The sequence below is a fragment of the Bacillus sp. FSL R10-2780 genome (assembly GCF_038006125.1).
In the GTDB taxonomy this organism is placed as follows: Bacteria; Bacillota; Bacilli; order Bacillales; family Bacillaceae_G; genus Bacillus_A; species Bacillus_A cereus_U.
Genome location: NZ_JBBOUQ010000001.1, coordinates 494,570 through 514,446, shown reverse-complemented (window position 1 = coordinate 514,446; position 19,877 = coordinate 494,570). Strand labels below are relative to the sequence as shown.

The following is a 19,877-nucleotide window of genomic DNA, read 5'->3' as shown; positions in this document are numbered from 1 at the left end:
CTTTGAAAAGCATTTATCGAAAAAAACACGTACAAATTTTATGGAAACACCGTTTTCGTTCGAGTTTTCCCAACTTTCACATTTCATATTACAACGTTGTTAATATGATAGGACCATCCTTCGTAATCGCAATTGTATGCTCATATTGTGCAGATAATTTCCCATCCATCGTCCGTGCAGTCCATCCGTTTAAATCTACTTTAGAATATCGCATACCGGCATTTACAATAGGTTCAATTGTAATTACCATTCCTTCTTGTAATTCTGGTCCTTGCCCTGACTTACCAAAATGAAAAATTGCTGGTTCCTCATGAATTTCTTTGCCAATTCCGTGTCCGGTAAAATCTCTTGCAACAGAAAACCCTTCAGAAGCTACATAACTTTCAATTGCGTATCCAATATCTCCAACATGGTTACCACTTATCGCTTGCTCAATCCCTTTATATAAAGCACTCTCTGCTACTAACAATAACCTTTTTGCTTCATCAGAAATATCTCCAACTATATACGTCCATGCAGAATCCGAGAGCGCACCATTTAAGTTTACTACCATGTCAATTGTCACAATATCGCCTTCACTTAAAGGAACATCTGTTGGAAACCCATGACACATTTCATTGTTCACAGATGCACATATTGCGTATGGATAATCTTTATACCCTTTCTGTTCGGACCTGGCACCATGCTCTTCTAAATATGCTTCAACAAACGTATCAATTTCTTGTGTAGTGATACCTGGTTTCATCATTTTTGCAATTTCTCTATGACAAGAAGCTAGTAACTTCCCCGATTCATGCATCAAATCTATTTCATTTTTCGTTTTAATTGTAATCATACTACCTCTACCTCTCCTTACTAAACTTGCTATTTGCTACTAAACTTCAATCATACACATCCTCTTCCAAAATTTCAAAACTTCTAATTACAACAAGTACAAAAACAAACATCATTTATTTCTGCATCAAAATAAAAAAACAGAAGCCCCTTTCTGTTTCTTAATCATTTTTACATATATAGTTCATTTTCAAAAACTCAAAACAGCTGCCATTCGTTTTTTGAATAAACGTCCCAACTGCTTCGAACCCTGCTTTTTTATATACTTTGATTGCCCTTTCATTAAATGCCGCTACTGATAATGTTATATAGTCACATTTATATTTTTCTTTACTAAAATCTAATCCAGCTTTTACGAACTGTAAACCTAATCCATTTCCTGTTATATCAGGTCTCATTCCAAGTGCTATATCAATCGTTTGATTATTTATTTTACCAAAACTAAAGAAGCCAATTATACTATCGTTTTCTTTCACGACAAATGTAGTATTTCCTCTCATATGAGCATTTAAAAACTCCATTAAATCTTCTTGATCTGCCTCTATATCATAAAAAGAATACTCCCCTTCATAATGCCAGTTGTATGCAATTTCTTCCGCTTCCGTTTGCGACATTACTGTAAACATATAGCCCATTTCTCTCACTCCCTCATAAAAAAGAGCTGCAATTAAGCAGCTCCTGTTTTATAACTCATAAATCTCTTTATATTTAGCTTCTAAATAATCAGCTAAGTAGTTTGCATTTAAACCTTCACCTGTCACATCTTTTAAAATTTCAAGTGGTTTTTTCGTTTTGCCGTATTGGTGAATATTCTCTGTTAACCATTCACGAATTGGCGTCACGTTTCCTTCTTCTAATAATGCATCAAAGTTTGGAATATCCTTTAGCATCCTATGTTTAAATTGCGCTGCATACATATAACCAAGCGCATAAGATGGGAAATATCCAAACGAACCGCCAGCCCAGTGAACGTCTTGTAATACACCTTGTGCGTCATTCTCTGGACGAATACCTAAATAAGTTTCCATCTTATCATTCCATGCCGCTGGTAAGTCTTTTACTTGCAGTGTGCCATCAAATAATTCTTTCTCCAGCTCATAGCGAACCATAACATGAAGCGGATATGTAAGTTCATCTGCTTCTATACGGATAAAGGATGGTTTTGACTCATTAATCGCATCATAAAACTCGTCTACTGATACGCCGTCAAATTGACCGTCACTATATCGCTTTAACAAATCATAGTTTTTCTTCCAGAACGACTTATTACGGCCAATGAAGTTTTCAAAGAATAACGATTGTGACTCGTGAATTCCCATTGATGTTCCACTGCAAAGCGGTGTTCCTTCTAGTTCCTCTGCAACATTTTGCTCATATACAGCATGACCACATTCATGAATCGTGCCGAAAACAGCCATACGGAAGTCTTTCTCATCGTAACGAGTCGTAATACGAACATCCCCTCTATTTAATGTAATTTCAAAAGGATGTACCGTTTCATCAAGACGACCCGCTTCAAAGTTATAGTTCAATTGTTTTAATAACTCTAAAGTAAAATTCTTTTGTTTTTCTTTTGAAAAATGTTCAGCTAAAGCATTTGTTTTTAATTCTTTTTTAGACTCAGAAATTTCTTTCACAAGCGGAACGATACGTTCACGCAGTTGACCAAATACATGATCTAACACTTCTACTGTGATTCCCGGCTCATACATGTCTAATAGCGTGTTATATTTGTACGTTTCGTAACCCCAATATGTAATAAACTTCTTTTTGAATTCAACAATTTTTTCTAAATACGGACGGAACATTTCGAAGTCAGATTTTTCGCGAGCTTCTTCCCATACACTTTCCGCTTTCGCTTCTAATTTCACATACGCTTCATATTCCGCTTGTGGAATTTTCTTATTTCTATCATATTCTTTACGACACTCTTCAACCATTTTCTTTGTCGTTTCAGAAAGTTTATTTTCAACAATTAAAGATTCTAGTTCAGTTAAATAGTTCCCCATCTCATCTGAAGTCGACATCGCAAACACTTCGGATGAAAGCATTCCAATTACTTCTGAACGCTGGTCTACTCCTTGCTTTGGTGCACCTGTTCTTAAATCCCAAAACATTAAGCTTAATGCTTCTCCGTAATTCTCTATCTTCTTCACATATGTTAAAAATTGTTTTTCTACTTCATATGTAGCAACTGTCATAGTATAAAAAACCTCCTTTTTCTACCTCAACCTTATTTCGACATTAAAACATAAATTCCTTTTCTAATAGAAAAAAAAGCTTGGCAAGTGCCAAGCTTTTCCCTACAACATTTTTTCGCTTAAAGTACTTTTCCTTCTACCGGAAGCACTTTCTTCACTGCTTCTATCACTTTTTCATCTTCATTATCTGATAAGAATAATGATATAGCACCTTTATCTTCACTTGTACGAATTAAACGTCCAATTCCTTGGCGAAGACGTAAAATCATATAAGGCACATCTACGTCCCAGAATGGATCATTCACATGTTTACGCTTCGCTTCAAACACAGGATCGTTTGGAGGGAATGGTAATGACCAAATAATAACGTGTGATAATGATGAACCAGGAATATCTAAACCTTCCCATAAATGCACAGCACAAAGTACAGTCTCTTCTTCATTTTGGAAACGAGAAACGAGCTGACTAATTTCTTGATCTCCTTCATATAGGAACGGAACTGACATTTGCTCTTTACTTACATACTCTTTGAACGCTGCAAGTTCTTGCATTGTACGGAATAATACAAGCGTACGTCCATTTGTTTTCTGGATATTTTCAAGTGTATATTGACACTTTCTTTCCCATTCATTTTCTTTCGTATGCGATAGTAAGTTTACTGCCATTTGCTCTTCATAATCAAACGGTGAGGCAACTGAGAATGATAAATAATCTTTTACCCCTAAACTATTTGCTGTAAATGCGAACGAATCGTTATCCGATAATGTTGCAGATGAGAAAATGTACGGAATTTTCTTCGAGAATACTTTTTCTTGTAACACTTCTTCAACTGCACGTGGCATAATAACTAACGTGAAAGCACCATCACTTTCTTCACCCCACGTAATTACATTTTTCTCGTGCATGAAAAGACGAAGTGAATGCTCTAACACATCTAAATGCTCATCAACAATATTTAAATCGTATGTGTTTACTGTATGCATTTCACTTTCAAATACTAATGCATCACCGACTTCACCGATTTTCGCATAAAGTCTTTTCGCTTCTGCAGTTACCTTTTCTGTCACAGTAATTTCTAAACGATCAGAACCTTCAATTTCCTTTTTATTCTCTTGTAGTACCCCAAAGAATTGTTCAGTTTGCCAAATTGTTTCTTCTACTAAATGTGCGAACTCTTCACGAATATCGTTTTGTAATAATCTCGTTAAAAGTTGCTCCATCATCGTTTGTTTTAAACGGTACGTTAAAGCTTTTTGAGCTGCATACTCTACAAGATGTCCTTCATCGAATACAACGCAGCTACTTTCTGGTAATAACGGAATTTGCCCTTCACGTTTACGTGCATCATATGTCCAAATATGATCCATATAGAAGTCTTGAGAACAAATAATTAAATCTGCAGCTTTACGATAATGTTCACGAGAAAGTGTTTGACCACAACGATGACGAGAATCACAAGTGAAGCAATCTTGGAAGTAATCCCAGTTTACCTTTGACCATTCCTCGTCATTTAACAGTGGAAATTCTTTTCGATCACCATAGTGAGTAAAGTTCTGCATCGTACCATGATCGAATACGAACTGAGGTAATTCGTAATATACATCTTCAATTACTTCTGGAGCTCGTCCACTCATAACATCTTCAAGTTTACGCAAACATAAATAATTATCCATTGATTTCGCAAGTCTAACATCAACAGATAGCCCTAATGCTTCAGATAACTTAGCAATGTCTCCTTCTTCTTTCACAAGCTGCTCAATTAACGTTTCATCTGCACAAGCGATAATAGCTGGCTTCCCTGTATAACGTGCATAACAAATTGCATATAGAAGATATACAATTGTTTTCCCTGTTCCTACACCTGCTTCTGCAAACATAACTTTCTTCTCTTGGAAAGCGCGTTCTAACTGAAACGCCATAAAAATCTGTTCATCACGCTCTTCAAAGCCTTTTTCCGGAAGAATGTCGTAAAACACATCTCCAATCCACTCATTCAACTTATCATAAAAATTATCTTGTTTCCCTACTTCAAATGGTAACCTATTCTCAGTAAACATCCTTAGCCTCCAACCAAACAGTTTTTCTATAAAAAGATATAGCAACTGCTACTCACATGTGTGCAGCCACTTTCCCCTGTTGCAATACATAGAAATACACGAAAAAAAATTTCCCTTTCGAAAAAGGAAAATTTTTTTCTATATTAATGACTTTAAATACCGTTTATCAATCGCTGTTTCATGTGAAAGAGCTGACAAATATTCTTCCTGCGCTTTTTGTATTTCATCTACAATCGCACCTTGACTATCCACTTCTTTTCCGAGCTCATCATACGTACGGTGAATAGCTTTTTGAATCATTGATAATTGGAAACTATCCATATCACTTCCTCCTTTACGCATTACATAATAGCCAGTATATGCGCGCTGGAGGAGTTTTATACTATGAATTACGCGGTGGACGTTTTCCGAAGTATTGATAGTAATCTGTACGGATAAATCCGTTAAACAGTTTACGCTTTTTCGATGCATCTTTTCCGTAACACTTCTCAAATGCTTCATAACTTGTTAATAAATACATTGACCACGTATCTAATGGGCGGAATACCTCTCCCGTTTCTTTATATAATTTTTCAACAAGCGCTCTTTCACTTAAACGTTCTCCGTATGGAGGATTCGTTACAACATAGCCATATTCCTCTTTTGTCGTGAAATCTTTTACTTGCATTTGTTTAAATGATATAAGATCCCCTAATCCAACTTCATCTGCGTTATCTTGGGCAACTCTTATCATACGGTGATCGATATCTGATCCAATGATTTGCAATGGTTGATTATAATTTGCTAAATCTTCAGCTTCTTGACGAGCTTCACGCCAATTTTGTTTACCAACCCAGCCCCATTCATCCGATGCAAAGCCTCGGTTAAATCCTGGTGCGATATTTTGTCCAATTAATGCCGCTTCAATTGGAATTGTACCAGATCCACAGAAAGGATCAACGAAAGGACGATCCGGCTTCCAGTTTGTTAACTTAATTAAAGACGCAGCTAATGTTTCTTTTAAAGGCGCTTCACCTTGCTCAAGACGGTATCCACGTTTATGAAGACCTACACCACTCGCATCAATTGTTAACGTTGCAATATCTTTCAACATTGCAATTTCAATACGGAATAACGGACCATCTTCTTCAAACCATGTTGTGCGTCTATACGTTGTTTTTAATTTCTCAACAACAGCCTTTTTAACAATACGTTGGCAGTCTGAAACGCTAAATAATGTTGATTTCAAAGATTTCCCAATAACAGGGAATTCACCGTTCTCTGGAATATAATCTCCCCAGTTTAACGCTTTTGTTTTTTCAAATAACTCATCGAATGTTGTTGCTTTAAATTCGCCGACTTTAATTTTCACACGGTCTGCAGTACGTAACCATAAATTCGTACGACAAATCGCTTTTTCATCCGCTTCAAACGTTACCTTTCCGTTTTCCACTTCACATTCATAACCAAGATCGCGAACTTCTCGGGCAACTAACGCTTCAATACCCATTGCCGCTGTTGCAATTAAAGTAACTTTTCCCATTTTCATTCACCTCTTATGTATAATCAAACAATAATTAATAACATGTTGTCCTATTAATTATCACATATTACGAAGAATATTCTCACTTACCATTTTAACTCACAACTTATAACTTCATACAAATAAAAAGCCCTCCTCTAACAAAGGAGAGCTGAGTTATTTCATAGTTGGTTCATAACGTTCTGTAAGCCATGTTCTGTTCCTTTGTACTGCAAACGGCCCACGCCTCGTACTCCGGTGGTAATCATCTATCTACAGGTTACGAAAACCTGTCCTTTTCCGTCGTTCATTTCCTTGGAAAAGATTCCCCTACCATTATTTGGGTTTCTCGCTCGTGGGGTTTACCTCGTTCCACTCCTATCATTTCTTCAAGGACTTCGTCACTGTGGCACTTTAAAGGTAGTCAAACCATATCCGAAAGGACTTAGGTTTTTTCCCTGCCGTTAAACCAGCCTCACAGCCAGAATACCCTAGCTTATGACTTGGCTAGGCACGAACACTACAACCATCTCAGGCTGTGCGAGCATGGACTTTCCTCTACAACGTTGGCGTTGCAGCGATTACCCAAACGTTATGACAAACATTAGTATAGTGGAAACAAAAAGATTTTGCAATGTTTTTTTCTATGTAAAATACTTTAACCTTTTTGTTACCTTAATTTATTCGTATAACTTACTTCCAAATACAGCTTTTTCTAAATTAGATAGACGTTTTAAAATATCCGTATTCGTATTGTTATATACTGGTTGTGCAACTGGTGTTTGTACCGGTTGTTGCGGAACTTGTGTTGCCGCTACTTTCTGCTCTTCTAATTCACGTTTCAAACGAGCATTTTGTTGTTTTAATTGATCAAATTCCTTATGAAACGCTTCATAATCTTTAATAATCGTATCAAGAAACTTGTCTACTTCTTCTTGTTGATAACCTCTCATACCTGTTTTAAATTCTTTTTCTAAAATATCTTTCGCTGTTAATTTAATTTTATCCGAAATCATTTTCTTCACCTCAAATTTTTGCCAAAGCTTTCATTAACTAAATTTTTTCAGAAACAATGCCTTTTGTCAATCAAATATACGAGTACTATATTACATATTACTCTGCATTATTCCACTGTTCCTCTTCCATTATATCTTGTAAATCAGAAAAAAGAATGAAATAACTGTGATAATTTTCTATTTCTCCTTTTTTCTTAGCTGCTTCTACAATATATTTAGGGCTCCCAGACTTTTCTTCATCATATACAACTAAAAGTGCATCGCTTTTTTCAATAAAAAATTGATTCTTTAATTTAAATTGCTCTGGGCTTTCGTACTTCCGTTTCGTAATACTATCAATGTGATCTGCTTGCGAAAGAATAAATTCGTAATATTCACGGTTATCTTCCTTCCAATTTTCTTCTTGTTCTAAAAAAGGAGTAAATACCGCTAATTTTAAATCTGGATATTCTACTTGAATTTCAAAAACAACTTCAGCAGCCCATAACTCGACTCCTAATTGACCACTTATAATAACCCATTCCAAACCTTCTTCTACAAAAGCAGTTAATTTGCGACGCAGCGCCTTTTTTATACATTCTACTCCTGGATGATCATTTTTAAATATTCCAAGCTCAAACGGCTTATATCCTGTTACAGCAACAACTTTCATATCAACACTCCAATTACAAAAAAAGAACTAGCATTTTGCTAGTTCTAACATATCATTTACTTTTTAAACATTCCACCAACGTTTGGTCCGATATTTGGTCCAAATGGTGATACATTCGGTCCTGGTCCAAATGGTGATACATTCGGTCCTGGTCCAAATGGTGACACATTCGGTCCTGGTCCAAATGGTGATATTTGATGCCCATGGTGATGATGACCATGACCACATGGTCCACATCCTCCGCCAAATCCACCGCCAAATCCACCAACAGATCCACCGCCAAATCCACCAACAGATCCACCAACAGATCCACCGCCAAATCCACCAACAGATCCTGGATCACCAGGGTCTACAACATTTACGTTCGAGTTTGTTTGTGGGAAGAAGTTTTGATTTTTAATTTGTTGATGATGTACATGTGTTGTATGCGTTGGGAAAATGTGTGGCACCACCGTTGTTGAAAAAGAATGTGTTACGCACTGTTTTGCCGGATGAATGACAGGAGCAGTTGTACAAATAGGTCCTACAGGCTTATGCCCTCCAAAGCAAGGATGACAATGATGCATAGTTTTTTCTCTCCTCTCTCATTAAAAAAATCTGACTACACTTTACAATATGAGCGAGGGGGTAAAGCCGCTTGTTATATATACCCATTTATTTCATGGAAATTTGTCTAGTATCCAATTTCATACGTAATACCTATTATAGACAACCCCCTACTATTATTTACCAAAAAAGCCCCCGACTTGCTTAACAATCCCTGTTACTTGATTCATCGCGTTCATCATTTGTCCAGCTGTGTTCATCATTTTATTTACATCGTAGTTACCATCTGATGATTTAAATTGTGAAACAAAACTAGAAAACTGACTTGGTTGTTGTTGTTGTTGCTTTTGTTTATTCATCGTTGGATATGGTTGTTTTGGTGGATAAAACATAGCTTGTTGATTTACATATTGAGCTGGTGACATGTAGTTTTGTGAATTCATATACGCTTGCTGTGGTTGATTCGTATACATTTGCTGTGGCTGACTCATATGCGCTTGTTGTGGTTGATTCATATATGCTTGCTGTGATTGATTCATATGTGCTTGCTGTGATTGATTCATATGCGCTTGCTGTGATTGATTCATATGCGCTTGCTGTGGTTGATTCATATGCGCTTGCTGTGGTTGATTCATATGCGCTTGCTGTGGTTGATTCATATGCGCTTGCTGTGGTTGATTCATATGCGCTTGCTGTGGTTGATTCATATGCGCTTGCTGTGGTTGATTCATATGCGCTTGCTGTGGTTGATTCATATGCGCTTGCTGCTGATTCCCAAACGACACTTCAAATGGTTGATAATAATTTTGGTTTCCATAATGAGGCTCGAAAGGATACATATTATATCGTAAATATGTATCCTCATTATATTGGTACATATTTTGCTGTGCATATGGATTTGTTTGCTGATATACATTAGGTTGTTGAAACATGCATTCTCTCCTCCTTCGCATAAGTTTCTACATATAGAATATGTACCTATAAAATAAAATGTGTGACGGAGTATCTGTCTGTTTTTGTCGGAAGTTTAAATTTTTAAAAAAATTAGAAAGTAAACCCTTCCATGCTATGATAATAAGGAAGAAGATTCTCATTGGGGAGGAATCAACATGGTATTAGGGGATTTAAAACAAGCGTTTTCTCAAAAAAAGGGGTATTACACAGAAAATTCGAATGAACTGTTAGACTTTGCGAGACATTGTTATCTTGAAGGAAAAGTATGCATATCAGATTACCGAACATTAATACGAGAATTAGAAATAAACGGTGCAACAAAACCTACAACAGTGACAGAGGCATAAAAAAACAAGAGGGTTTTCCCTCTTGTTACTTACATTGATCTACGATATTTTGCAAAGTATACGAAATAGCTTGATGAGTTTCAAAGAAACGTTTACCTTTTCCCTTATTAACAAAACATTGTAGCACATTAGTTTGTAAATTATCATACACTTGATCAATTTGTTGTACATGTATATACTTAGGTCGTTCTTCCTTTATCCACCTATAAGCTAATTCTTTCCACATCTCTAACTCCGCATCTACAATATCAACAAATGGCTTCATATCCTTATAAAAATCATATTCAGCCATTTCTCTTTTTTTCACATTCGCTTCATCATTATACTGCATTAACTTCTCCGAGGACTGGATTAATGCTTCATATCCCATTTTGTTCCCACCTTATTATGCACTCACTACGACGTTTTGAAATGTTTTTACCCAGCTCCCTTTTTCTTCGTGATGCACTAATTTATTTTCCATATGTTCTATATGCATTTCTGTTATTTCTATCTTATTGCATATTTTTTCACCTTTACCCTTTAATGCATGATTCATTCTAATCCCAATATTCATTTCCAGCAAATCGAGAGAACTTAACATTTGATCCATTTTTTTCATAACATCTTCCTTCTGAACCATCGCCATATTTAAAACGCCCCCTTCTTTGCCTTTCCTTTGTCATGTAATTTCGCCGATTGATTGATTACTCCTTCTCACATGACAAAACTAGTTGATATTCGTCAAAGAAATCATTTAGTATGCCATTTTTAGAAATGGTAACAATACAAAAAGGAGGTGTATTACGATGGCAAAAAATAAAAACGAAAAAAAGAAACAGCAAAACAAACAACAAAACAAACCTGAGACTGGTAATCCAAAGCTTGATGGTCCAAATTTCCCCGCTACATAAAATGAAACTTTAATCAGCGGGGGTTTTGTTCATCCCCCACTGATTATCAGCCCGCACCAATCGGGCGTTTACGGGCAGCCCGACTCCCACCTAACTTCTCCAGCTGAATTTTGAGGTGGGAGTTTTACTGCCCGCAAATAGCGGGATAAAATGCCACTTTAATCAAAGTGGCTTTTACAAACAGCTATTTTCTAGTCTAACTTTACCTCTTCGCTTTCGATAAGTGTTGAAGCTAAAGTCGTACTGCAAGCAAATAGCGGATTAGAAAGTAATTTGTTGTAGAGCATATTACTTTTAATAAAGAAGCCCCGCCTTCATTTAGGAAGGCGGGACTTCTTTATTATATCATGAACTCATCTATTCTTTTAACAAAACTACTTAATATAGAAAGAGTATGTATTTGCTCCCTCTTCTTTCTATACCATTCTGTTATATTAATTTCCCCCTTAGGTTTTTCAAGTAAAAATAAAGAATCTATTTCCAATCCTTCACTAAACCAATCTTTTTCTATTAATTTTTCATGAATAACAATAGAATACACATCCCTAAGAGCGGGCGTACCTGATTTTCTAATCCCCCTTATATTACATTCATAATCCATCCTTGATCCTGTATGCCTAGTTTGCACTGCAAATTTATAAAAAGAAGCCTTATACTTTGAATGAAATAATAACCAAGCTAATTGCTTCCCCAGTTCTATACGTTTTTGCAACGTTTCAAATTGATAAACTGAAAATCCATACATTCCCCCTTCCACCATTGGAAAAATAACTGCACTAACGTGAAATATTTCTTGAAATTTGAATAGTGCAGTATCAAATACATGTTTTTGAAAATATGCATTCTCAATTACTGGTTTTTGAATTTTATTTTGTTCATTAATAATAAGTGCCGTCATAAGCCTATTTATATCTTTTTTCCCCCAAAATGCGATCCATTCTTTTTCCATAAAAATTGATATGTTGAAAAATTGTAACAAATGAAAGAGCGGCGCACATCTCTTTTTACTTTCCTCATACAGTAATAGTTGAGGAAATGCATCTAAGAAAATGAGCCAATTGGCTTTCTCATACAAATGAAATAATCGTCTCTTAACTGTTTGAGATAACAGATTAGAATAATATTCTCCTTCTAAGTCTGTCATGTTCCATCCCCCATTCCTTGAAACCATGCTTGCTAAAAAAGACCATCTAATTTCTCTATTTCTCAAATAATATTCTTGGTAAGATTGTGTACGTGAAATATTATCTACGTTAGCTACATCCGTTCTCTCCTTAATATTAAGAACTATAGCTTTTTCCTCTTCTGTACAAAAAATATCATTACGGCTCTGTTTAATTTTTTCGTAATCATTCCATCGAAACATGAGTAAGTCACCATACCTTTCTTGAAAAAGGTCACATCTTTTTTCATTTTTTGATATAATCACCTTTGTAAGTAAATCTTATCAAGTTGGGAGTGGACAAAATATGACCATTCGTTACCCAAATGGAAAAAGGTACGATCAAGCTTCACAACCCCATAAAACACCAATAAAAAAACATACTTACAGTAATAGAGGTATGTCCCTTGAAGAGGAATTGAATGAAACCAATCAATATTACTTAACCCATAATATTGCATGCGTACATAAAAAACCTACACCTCTTCAAATTGTAAAAGTAGATTACCCCGCTCGAAGTGCTGCAGTGGTAAAAGAAGCGTATTTCAAACAACCTTCTACAACAGATTACAACGGTGTATACAAAGGGAAATATATCGATTTTGAAGCGAAAGAAACTAAAAATAAAACCAGTTTTCCACTTCAAAACTTCCACCTTCATCAAATTGAACATATGAAGCAAGTAGTCGCTCATAATGGAATTGCATTTGTTATTATTAAATTTACACTTTTTGATGAATTTTATTTATTAGATGCAAAACATATTATTGCATTTTGGAATCGTCAAAATACTGGTGGACGCAAATCGATTACAAAACAAGAAATAGAAGAGCATGGGTCTTTATTATCATGCGGTTATCACCCTCGAATTGATTATATCCGCGTACTAGACACGGTTTATTTTTCGTGATAGAGTCATCACTAAGGCTCTTTTTTCGACTTTTGGGGGAGAGAATGAAAGGTAGGAGAAAGTATAATGTCAGATAATTATCGTTCTCGTACAGAACGAAATCATGTGAAAAATCAAACGAAAGAAACTCATAAAGAAGAAAAGCCAAAGAAAAAAGGTTCCTTTTTCAAGAAATTCCTTATAGGTTGTCTACTTCTTGGTATCGTCGGCCTCGTAGCTGGCGTTTCGGCTTTCTTTGTTATGGTAAAGGACGCTCCGAAATTAGACAAATCAAAACTTGTCAATCCTTTATCAACAAAATTCCTTGATAAAAACGGGAATTTCTTCTATGAATACGGTGCTGAAAAACGAACCCACGTTACTTACGATCAAATTCCCAAAGTAATTGAAAGTGCATTCCTTGCGACTGAGGATGCTCGCTTCTATGAGCATGATGGAATTGATTTTAGACGTACTGGAATGGCAATTATGGAAAATGTCACTGGTGGCTTTGGCTCACAAGGTGGTAGTACGATTACACAGCAAGTAGTTAAAAACTATTTTCTAACGATGGACAAAACTGCAAAGAGAAAAGTGCAGGAATGGTACTTATCTTATAAGTTAGAGCAACAGTACTCAAAACATGAAATTTTAGAAATGTACTTAAATAAGATTAACTTAGGTAATCGCTCTTATGGTATTTCAACAGCTGCCAAAAAATATTACGGCAAAGATTTAAAAGACATACAACTACACGAAGCTGCAATGCTCGCTGGTTTACCCCAAGGTCCTAATATTTATGATCCAACCAAACCAGATAACGTTGATAGAGCAACGAAACGTCGTAATATCGTATTAACATTAATGAACCGACACGGGTATATAACGAAACAAGAAATGAATGATGCAATGCAAATCCCTGTAACACAAGGACTTCTTCCATCTTCAGAAGTAACTGAAATGAAATACCAAGCATTTTTAGATGCAGTTGTAAAAGAAGTTGAAAAAGAAATTCCTGATATAAATATCGGTTCGGACGGTTTAACGATCCAAACGACTCTTGATCTTGATGCTCAAGACTATGCTGATAAAATAATGGATGGGAATCTCATCAAGTATCCAAACGATCAATTCCAAGGATCATTCGTATTTATGGATACTCAGTCTGGAGAAGTTCGAGCAATCGGCGCTGGTCGTAAAGAAAGTAAATCTACTTTCAAAGGTCATAATATGGCAATCGATTTAAAACGCCAAGTAGGTTCAACTATGAAGCCAATTTTCGACTATGGTCCAGCAATAGAAAACCTACAATGGTCTACGTATCATCAACTGAACGATTCAGAGTATACGTACTCTAATGGTAAAAAAATACGAAATGCAACAAATAGTTATAAAGGTGACGTTTCACTTCGTGAAGCATTGAAGAAATCGTTAAATATTCCAGCTTTAAAAACAGCCCAAGCAGTTGGCCTCAATAAGTCACAAGAATTTGCTCAAGGCTTAGGAATGACATTTAAAGAGGGCAAGGTATATGAATCTACTGCAATTGGTAGTAATGACAGCTCTCCATTAGAAGTAGCTGGTGCATATGCAGCATTCGGAAATGACGGTGTTTATAATAAACCTCACTTCGTAAAAGAAGTTATCTTCCCAGATGGGAAAAAGAAAAACTTTAAGCCGAAAGAACAACGTGCGATGCATGACTATACAGCCTACATGATTACTGATGTTCTTCGCGACGTAGTAAAACCTGGCTCTGGCGGTACAGGTCCGACAGCGTATGTTCCAGGAGTAGACGTAGCAGGTAAAACAGGAACACAAAACTTTGATGAATCTGTTATTAAAAAATACGGTATTCCAGCAGATGCCAACAGAGATAGTTGGTTCGCAGGATATACACCACAATATACAATGGCTGTATGGACTGGTTATGAAAAAGATAGCCCAGAAAATTACATTGGAGATCGTTCTACTAGAATTGCTCAGCAAATGTTCCAAACAATGATGAGCAAATTTGCTACGGATAAATCTCGTTTCGAGCGCCCTTCTTCTGTACAAGAATTAAATGGAGAACTGTACATTAAAGGCGCGAAAAAAGATGCAGTTAAAGAAATTAAAGTAGATTCGCCAAGCGGCCTTAATGTCGCTTTCGATGGCGCTAGCACAGTTACACTAAATTGGTCTGGACCATCAGAGGTTGATGCGTATGCTGCAAGCTATAAAGCTACTGACGGTAGTAGTGGTAGCTTATCAGTAAGCGGTACGACAGCTACTCTTGGAGGCATTAAACCAGGTGTTACTTACAGCTTCTCTGTAGTAGCGAAAAAAGGTACTGGAACAAGTCCAGCAGTCGGTGCATCCTTTACCGCTCCTGGAGGAACTCCAGACGCGAAAAAAGCTGAGGAAGAGGCTAAGAAGAAAGCTGAAGACGAAGCTCAGAAAAAGGCTGCAGAAGATAAATTAAAACAAGACGAAGCTCAGAAAAAAGCTGCAGAAGATAAATTAAAACAAGACGAAGCTCAGAAAAAGGCTGCAGAAGATAAATTAAAACAAGACGAAGCTAAAAAGAAAGCTGCAGAAGAACAGCGTAAGCAGCAAGAAGAGGCTCAGAAAAAAGCTGAAGAAGAGGCTAGAAAAAAAGCTGAAGAAGAAGCTAAAAAGAAAGCTGAAGAAGAAGCTAAAAAGAAAGCTGAAGAAGAAGCTAAAAAGAAAGCTGAAGAAGAAGCTAAAAAGAAAGCTGAAGAAGAGCGTAAACAACAGGAACAACAGAATCACCAACAAGAACAACAGAATCACGGCGGAGATACTACTCCGCACGCAGATGGAAATGTTGTTACAACAGAATCATAATAAAAAGAAGTCCATTTCTCCTAATGAGAAATGGACTTCTTTTTTGTTATGATTTTCTTCGCATATAGCTTTTCTACTTCGATGTATAACTGTGCTAATTGAATATAAGAATGATAATGTCCTGGTTTCTTTATAACAAATGAATATCGTTCCATAAAATTAACAGGTTTCATTTCTAATTTATCTATATGTTTTTGTATCTCATGCAAACTAGGCACAGGTTGTTCATTTAACCAATATACGACTGATAACATATGAGCTGCAAAAAGAGTCATTGGACCCTCAGCTTCTTGTTTTTTTCTGTTCCGAAATAGTATAGCAATTTCTTCATGCTTGCTTTTCCATATATTTAACACCGCTGGAATACTTGTTTCAATTTCATTCCATGGCTCATATTGTCTTTCAATATCAAATATAAAGTAAGTATTTTGTATTATTTCTTCAAAAGATTGGTCTGTGTGATACGTAATCGAATTTGCACTCTCTTTAAAAAATGGTACGCACCGAAACTCTTTCGGTATTTCTATAACTCGCTCCATCCTTTATTTCCCCTTCATTCGTTTCTTTCCTTCGCGACATATTTCTAGTAATCGGCACTCTTCACATTGTGGTCGCTGCGCCTTACAGTAATAACGTCCGAAGAAAATCATACGGTGGTGTGTAACTCCCCACTCATCCATTGGAATTTTCTTCATCAATGTCTTTTCCACTTCTAACACAGAATCTTTCCATCTACAAATTGCTAACCGTTTACTCACTCTCTCTACATGCGTATCAACAGCAATCGCTGGAATCCCAAACGCTACCGAAACAACTACATTCGCTGTCTTTCTCCCTACTCCTGGTAACTTCGTCAGCTCGTCACGGTCTTCTGGAACTTTCCCGTTATAATCATCTAGCAACATCTGGCACAATTTTTGAATGTTTTTCGCCTTATTTCTAAACAATCCAATGGAACGTATATCTTGTTGTAATTCTTCTAAAGACACACTTAAATAATCTTCTGGTGTTTTATATTTTTGGAATAAGTTTTTCGTCACTTTATTCACAAGTGCATCTGTACATTGCGCAGATAATGCCACTGCGATTACAAGTTCAAATGGATTATCATGAATTAATTCACAATGCGCTTCTGGATACATATCCGCCATTGTATCTAAACAATAGCGAATTTGCGTTTTATTCAACATGTCTTTCCTCCTACATTACTGCTCCAACCAATTGTAAAAAGGCACTTTCCCAGTAAATTTTGTTTCTTGTTTTGTTGTTTGTTGTGTACGTTGCTGATTCGCTCTAAATTTTTGGCCTTGATTTTGCGCTTGCTCTACCGTTTTAATTCCGTTCTTTTTCCACTCAAATAAAATACGATCAATATACCGGAAATTAAGTTTACCACTCATAACAGCTTCTCTGAGAGCAGCTTGAATTAAATTCGGATGATGTTGATCTTGATCTTCCCACATTCCTAATGTTTCACATTCAAACGGTGAGAGCGGTCTTCCAAATTCTTTTTCAAATACTGTATATAAATTTACTTGAAGTTTCTTTTTTTCTTGCTGTTCTTCCTCTATTGATTCATCCATTAAAAAATGCAATATTTTTTCCCAAAGTGGTTGTAAAGAATAACTTTCACACATCATCGCTTCTGATCTTGGTCCACCTTCTAGCGCTAAAAAACCTTTTTGGATTAATGTCTGAATCACTTCCATACATTTCATTTCTGTTATCGTCATCCGCTCTGAAATCTCTGAAGGAGTCGGGAACGAATTACCTGATTCTAAAAATGTGTGTACATGAAGTACCACCATAAATTCCGTTTCATTTAAGCCTAGCTTTTTATAATGCATCATAAGCAATTTAGGAATTGCTATGCTTCCCTGTTCAAACCATTGTAACATCATTTTCTTTTTCATCACCAAACACCTCGTTCTCTAGTATAACACACCTTCAGCCATTTCTTTTTGCCACAATTCGTCAAAAAAACCTCCCTATATATAGGGAGGTTACTTGCCATTTACTACAAAAGACAGAAGATTACGCCTGTACTTTGCTTTTCATGAACGTATGAATTCGTTCTAATGCTTTCTCTACTTGCTCAAGAGATGTCGCATACGATAATCGAACGTTATTTGGTGCACCAAATCCTGTACCAGGAACAAGAGCTACTTTTTCCTCTTCTAATAATGCTTTTGCCCACTCATCAACTGTATCATACCCAGCTAACGCTACGGCTTCTTTTACATTTGGGAATAAGTAAAAAGCACCTTGTGGTTTGATACAAGTGAAACCAGGGATTTGAATTAATTTATCATAAATAATGTTCAATCTTTCTTCAAACGCTTGACGCATTGTTTCTACAGGTTCTTGTGAGCCTGCATACGCAGCAATTGCACCGTATTGAGCAATTGAAGTAGGGTTTGACGTACTATGACTCGCTAAGTTCGTCATCGCTTTAATAAGCTGCTTATTTCCTGCTGCATATCCAATGCGCCATCCTGTCATAGAATGTGATTTAGATACACCATTAATAATAAGTGTTTGTTCTTTTAATGCATTAGAAAGCTGGGCAATTGAAGTATATTCTGCAGCACTATAAATTAATTTTTCATAAATTTCATCTGAAACGATTAAGATATTATGTTCTAAACACACTTCTCCAAGCTGTTGTAATTCTTCTTTGCTGTAAATCATTCCTGTTGGATTGCTCGGTGAATTAATAATAACTGCTTTCGTTTTCTCTGTAATTGCCCCACGCAGCTGCTTTGCTGTAATTTTGTACTCATTACCTTCTAGACCTTCTACATAAACTGGGTTACCACCAGCGAGTTTTACTTGTTCAGGATAACTTACCCAGTAAGGAGTTGGGATGATAACTTCATCTCCTTCATCAAGTAACACTTGGAATAATGTATATAATGCATGCTTGGCACCATTACATACAATAATTTCAGATGGATCATACGCAATTCCTTGATCGCGAGTAAATTTCTTCACAATTTCTTGTTTTAACGCTTGTAATCCACCTGTTGGTGTATACTTCGTATGTCCTTCTAACATCGCTTTATGCGCGGCATCCATAATATGTTCTGGTGTATTAAAGTCAGGTTCCCCTGCCCCTAACGCAATTACATCATGACCTTCTGCTTTTAATGCTTGTGCCTTTGCTGTAATTTCTAAAGTTGAAGACGGTGTTAAAGCAGCTACTCGCTTTGCTAATTTCATTTGTAGTTCCCCCTACATCTATTTTTCAATGCTGTAGTGTCCAGCATATGCACCATTTTGAACTTCTAGATAATAATACGTATAACGATCTTCCTGATCAATATATGTAATTTCCCACAACGGAATATCGTTTTCAGCACCTAATTTTACTTTTACAATTTGTTTTGGCTTCGGCTTAGGTTCAGCACCTTCTCCAGTCGCCTGTTCAGCCAATTTTTGCAAAGCTTCTTTTTCAGAAATACCTTCACTCTTTTTCTTCACAAGGACATTTCCTTTTTTATCAGGCACCCAAACAATAATTTGTTCTCCTTTTTCATCTACACCTTGCACGACTGTATATGAAGATTTTCCGTTATAATAATCAACAGCATTTACCTTTGTAAGCTTTGCCTTTTCTTTTGCAATTTCTACAGACTTTGACTCTTTTGGAATTTTCTTTTCCATTGCTTTATTATAAACATACGCCCCATATATTCCGCTAGCAACGATAACGATAATGATTGCAAAGATCCACTTTTTCATTGTATCACTACGTTCTGTAAATCGTAAATACAGCTATTTCTTTATCTTTTTCGTCTAATGCTAATCCGAACATGAGGTCCTGCTCTTTTAACGTACGATTCAAGCTATCAACAATTTTATACAAGTCAGACGAATATTTAATACGCGTCGTTGATAGGACTTCGATTTTCTTATCCATGAAAAAACTCCTCCGTTACACAAAAATTTCTAATTATAGAAGAACACAATACG

The 19,877-nt window shown here is 36.2% G+C and carries 23 protein-coding genes and 1 other RNA gene; 4 read left to right on the top strand and 20 right to left on the bottom strand.

What is annotated here, in order from left to right; translation table 11 throughout:
* Positions 1–88: 88 nt before the first annotated feature.
* The 11 genes from NSQ47_RS02750 to NSQ47_RS02700 form a co-directional block, all read right to left on the bottom strand.
* On the bottom strand, positions 89–835 hold the full coding sequence (locus NSQ47_RS02750) for a type I methionyl aminopeptidase (RefSeq protein WP_341036031.1): 747 nt from the start codon (positions 833–835) through the stop codon (positions 89–91).
* Positions 836–995: 160 nt separating this feature from the next.
* The gene (locus tag NSQ47_RS02745; protein ID WP_088078190.1) at positions 996–1,469 is read right to left on the bottom strand and encodes a GNAT family N-acetyltransferase; all 474 of its coding nucleotides are present in this window, start codon (positions 1,467–1,469) and stop codon (positions 996–998) included.
* A gap of 48 nt (positions 1,470–1,517) precedes the next feature.
* On the bottom strand, positions 1,518–3,035 hold the full coding sequence (gene ypwA, locus NSQ47_RS02740; protein ID WP_088078189.1) for a carboxypeptidase: 1,518 nt from the start codon (positions 3,033–3,035) through the stop codon (positions 1,518–1,520).
* A 119-nt stretch (positions 3,036–3,154) separates the two neighbouring features.
* On the bottom strand, positions 3,155–5,092 hold the full coding sequence (locus NSQ47_RS02735; protein ID WP_002158552.1) for an ATP-dependent DNA helicase: 1,938 nt from the start codon (positions 5,090–5,092) through the stop codon (positions 3,155–3,157).
* 138 nt (positions 5,093–5,230) lie between these two features.
* Entirely contained in the window at positions 5,231–5,413 is a 183-nt protein-coding gene (locus NSQ47_RS02730) for a DUF3921 domain-containing protein (protein WP_000376895.1), read from the bottom strand.
* Between the two features lie 61 nt (positions 5,414–5,474).
* Positions 5,475–6,614, bottom strand: coding sequence for a THUMP domain-containing class I SAM-dependent RNA methyltransferase (locus NSQ47_RS02725; protein WP_002149278.1), 1,140 nt, complete (start codon positions 6,612–6,614; stop codon positions 5,475–5,477).
* 180 nt (positions 6,615–6,794) lie between these two features.
* Positions 6,795–7,186: RNase P RNA component class B (gene rnpB, locus NSQ47_RS02720), an RNA gene on the bottom strand.
* Between the two features lie 87 nt (positions 7,187–7,273).
* The gene (gpsB, locus tag NSQ47_RS02715; RefSeq protein WP_002149280.1) at positions 7,274–7,609 is read right to left on the bottom strand and encodes a cell division regulator GpsB; all 336 of its coding nucleotides are present in this window, start codon (positions 7,607–7,609) and stop codon (positions 7,274–7,276) included.
* A 97-nt stretch (positions 7,610–7,706) separates the two neighbouring features.
* Positions 7,707–8,261, bottom strand: a complete 555-nt coding sequence (locus tag NSQ47_RS02710; protein WP_341036030.1) for a DUF1273 domain-containing protein — start codon at positions 8,259–8,261, stop codon at positions 7,707–7,709.
* Between the two features lie 56 nt (positions 8,262–8,317).
* Positions 8,318–8,827, bottom strand: a complete 510-nt coding sequence (locus tag NSQ47_RS02705) for a CotD family spore coat protein (protein WP_341036029.1) — start codon at positions 8,825–8,827, stop codon at positions 8,318–8,320.
* A gap of 156 nt (positions 8,828–8,983) precedes the next feature.
* Entirely contained in the window at positions 8,984–9,739 is a 756-nt protein-coding gene (locus NSQ47_RS02700) for a YppG family protein (RefSeq protein WP_341036028.1), read from the bottom strand.
* 177 nt (positions 9,740–9,916) lie between these two features.
* On the opposite strand from NSQ47_RS02700, the gene NSQ47_RS02695 reads away from it, so the two are divergent.
* Positions 9,917–10,108, top strand: coding sequence for a YppF family protein (locus NSQ47_RS02695; RefSeq protein WP_002030817.1), 192 nt, complete (start codon positions 9,917–9,919; stop codon positions 10,106–10,108).
* Between the two features lie 25 nt (positions 10,109–10,133).
* On the opposite strand, the gene NSQ47_RS02690 is transcribed toward NSQ47_RS02695, so the two are convergent.
* Positions 10,134–10,478 (bottom strand): YppE family protein, encoded by a 345-nt coding sequence (locus NSQ47_RS02690; protein WP_002158556.1) that lies wholly within the window; start codon positions 10,476–10,478, stop codon positions 10,134–10,136.
* Positions 10,479–10,493: 15 nt separating this feature from the next.
* Positions 10,494–10,736 carry a hypothetical protein gene (locus tag NSQ47_RS02685; RefSeq protein WP_002158558.1) on the bottom strand — a complete coding sequence of 81 codons (243 nt, stop codon included), beginning with the start codon at positions 10,734–10,736 and terminating at the stop codon, positions 10,494–10,496.
* Positions 10,737–10,854: 118 nt separating this feature from the next.
* On the opposite strand from NSQ47_RS02685, the gene NSQ47_RS02680 reads away from it, so the two are divergent.
* On the top strand, positions 10,855–11,001 hold the full coding sequence (locus tag NSQ47_RS02680; RefSeq protein WP_306292139.1) for a phage portal protein: 147 nt from the start codon (positions 10,855–10,857) through the stop codon (positions 10,999–11,001).
* 340 nt (positions 11,002–11,341) lie between these two features.
* Here NSQ47_RS02680 and NSQ47_RS02675 read toward each other — a convergent pair whose 3' ends face one another.
* The gene (locus tag NSQ47_RS02675) at positions 11,342–12,367 is read right to left on the bottom strand and encodes a DUF2515 domain-containing protein (protein WP_002158560.1); all 1,026 of its coding nucleotides are present in this window, start codon (positions 12,365–12,367) and stop codon (positions 11,342–11,344) included.
* A gap of 103 nt (positions 12,368–12,470) precedes the next feature.
* On the opposite strand from NSQ47_RS02675, the gene recU reads away from it, so the two are divergent.
* Together recU and NSQ47_RS02665 are read left to right on the top strand one after the other, a co-directional pair.
* Positions 12,471–13,073 carry a Holliday junction resolvase RecU gene (gene recU, locus NSQ47_RS02670; protein WP_000155584.1) on the top strand — a complete coding sequence of 201 codons (603 nt, stop codon included), beginning with the start codon at positions 12,471–12,473 and terminating at the stop codon, positions 13,071–13,073.
* A gap of 66 nt (positions 13,074–13,139) precedes the next feature.
* The gene (locus NSQ47_RS02665) at positions 13,140–15,902 is read left to right on the top strand and encodes a PBP1A family penicillin-binding protein (RefSeq protein ID WP_341036027.1); all 2,763 of its coding nucleotides are present in this window, start codon (positions 13,140–13,142) and stop codon (positions 15,900–15,902) included.
* A gap of 20 nt (positions 15,903–15,922) precedes the next feature.
* On the opposite strand, the gene NSQ47_RS02660 is transcribed toward NSQ47_RS02665, so the two are convergent.
* The 6 genes from NSQ47_RS02660 to NSQ47_RS02635 form a co-directional block, all read right to left on the bottom strand.
* The gene (locus tag NSQ47_RS02660) at positions 15,923–16,441 is read right to left on the bottom strand and encodes a YpoC family protein (RefSeq protein WP_078181041.1); all 519 of its coding nucleotides are present in this window, start codon (positions 16,439–16,441) and stop codon (positions 15,923–15,925) included.
* A 3-nt stretch (positions 16,442–16,444) separates the two neighbouring features.
* Positions 16,445–17,092 (bottom strand): endonuclease III, encoded by a 648-nt coding sequence (gene nth, locus NSQ47_RS02655; RefSeq protein ID WP_002158563.1) that lies wholly within the window; start codon positions 17,090–17,092, stop codon positions 16,445–16,447.
* Between the two features lie 15 nt (positions 17,093–17,107).
* Positions 17,108–17,815 (bottom strand): DNA replication protein DnaD, encoded by a 708-nt coding sequence (gene dnaD / locus NSQ47_RS02650; protein ID WP_341036026.1) that lies wholly within the window; start codon positions 17,813–17,815, stop codon positions 17,108–17,110.
* 121 nt (positions 17,816–17,936) lie between these two features.
* Complete coding sequence (gene aspB / locus NSQ47_RS02645) at positions 17,937–19,124, bottom strand: aspartate transaminase AspB (RefSeq protein ID WP_199660026.1); 1,188 nt, start codon at positions 19,122–19,124, stop codon at positions 17,937–17,939.
* A gap of 18 nt (positions 19,125–19,142) precedes the next feature.
* Complete coding sequence (locus tag NSQ47_RS02640) at positions 19,143–19,646, bottom strand: cell wall elongation regulator TseB-like domain-containing protein (protein WP_204207954.1); 504 nt, start codon at positions 19,644–19,646, stop codon at positions 19,143–19,145.
* Positions 19,647–19,653: 7 nt separating this feature from the next.
* Positions 19,654–19,824, bottom strand: a complete 171-nt coding sequence (locus NSQ47_RS02635) for a YpmA family protein (RefSeq protein ID WP_000358351.1) — start codon at positions 19,822–19,824, stop codon at positions 19,654–19,656.
* Positions 19,825–19,877: the final 53 nt, after the last annotated feature.

Bases quoted from the DNA above. Each gene is read 5' to 3' on its own strand.
- NSQ47_RS02750 (WP_341036031.1), bottom strand. From the start codon at position 835: ATGATTACAATTAAAACGAAAAATGAAATAGATTTGATGCATGAATCG.
- NSQ47_RS02745 (WP_088078190.1), bottom strand. From the start codon at position 1,469: ATGGGCTATATGTTTACAGTAATGTCGCAAACGGAAGCGGAAGAAATT.
- ypwA (WP_088078189.1), bottom strand. From the start codon at position 3,035: ATGACAGTTGCTACATATGAAGTAGAAAAACAATTTTTAACATATGTG.
- NSQ47_RS02735 (WP_002158552.1), bottom strand. From the start codon at position 5,092: ATGTTTACTGAGAATAGGTTACCATTTGAAGTAGGGAAACAAGATAAT.
- NSQ47_RS02730 (WP_000376895.1), bottom strand. From the start codon at position 5,413: ATGGATAGTTTCCAATTATCAATGATTCAAAAAGCTATTCACCGTACG.
- NSQ47_RS02725 (WP_002149278.1), bottom strand. From the start codon at position 6,614: ATGGGAAAAGTTACTTTAATTGCAACAGCGGCAATGGGTATTGAAGCG.
- gpsB (WP_002149280.1), bottom strand. From the start codon at position 7,609: ATGATTTCGGATAAAATTAAATTAACAGCGAAAGATATTTTAGAAAAA.
- NSQ47_RS02710 (WP_341036030.1), bottom strand. From the start codon at position 8,261: ATGAAAGTTGTTGCTGTAACAGGATATAAGCCGTTTGAGCTTGGAATA.
- NSQ47_RS02705 (WP_341036029.1), bottom strand. From the start codon at position 8,827: ATGCATCATTGTCATCCTTGCTTTGGAGGGCATAAGCCTGTAGGACCT.
- NSQ47_RS02700 (WP_341036028.1), bottom strand. From the start codon at position 9,739: ATGTTTCAACAACCTAATGTATATCAGCAAACAAATCCATATGCACAG.
- NSQ47_RS02695 (WP_002030817.1), top strand. From the start codon at position 9,917: ATGGTATTAGGGGATTTAAAACAAGCGTTTTCTCAAAAAAAGGGGTAT.
- NSQ47_RS02690 (WP_002158556.1), bottom strand. From the start codon at position 10,478: ATGGGATATGAAGCATTAATCCAGTCCTCGGAGAAGTTAATGCAGTAT.
- NSQ47_RS02685 (WP_002158558.1), bottom strand. From the start codon at position 10,736: ATGGCGATGGTTCAGAAGGAAGATGTTATGAAAAAAATGGATCAAATG.
- NSQ47_RS02675 (WP_002158560.1), bottom strand. From the start codon at position 12,367: ATGTTTCGATGGAATGATTACGAAAAAATTAAACAGAGCCGTAATGAT.
- recU (WP_000155584.1), top strand. From the start codon at position 12,471: ATGACCATTCGTTACCCAAATGGAAAAAGGTACGATCAAGCTTCACAA.
- NSQ47_RS02665 (WP_341036027.1), top strand. From the start codon at position 13,140: ATGTCAGATAATTATCGTTCTCGTACAGAACGAAATCATGTGAAAAAT.
- NSQ47_RS02660 (WP_078181041.1), bottom strand. From the start codon at position 16,441: ATGGAGCGAGTTATAGAAATACCGAAAGAGTTTCGGTGCGTACCATTT.
- nth (WP_002158563.1), bottom strand. From the start codon at position 17,092: ATGTTGAATAAAACGCAAATTCGCTATTGTTTAGATACAATGGCGGAT.
- dnaD (WP_341036026.1), bottom strand. From the start codon at position 17,815: ATGAAAAAGAAAATGATGTTACAATGGTTTGAACAGGGAAGCATAGCA.
- aspB (WP_199660026.1), bottom strand. From the start codon at position 19,124: ATGAAATTAGCAAAGCGAGTAGCTGCTTTAACACCGTCTTCAACTTTA.
- NSQ47_RS02640 (WP_204207954.1), bottom strand. From the start codon at position 19,646: ATGAAAAAGTGGATCTTTGCAATCATTATCGTTATCGTTGCTAGCGGA.
- NSQ47_RS02635 (WP_000358351.1), bottom strand. From the start codon at position 19,824: ATGGATAAGAAAATCGAAGTCCTATCAACGACGCGTATTAAATATTCG.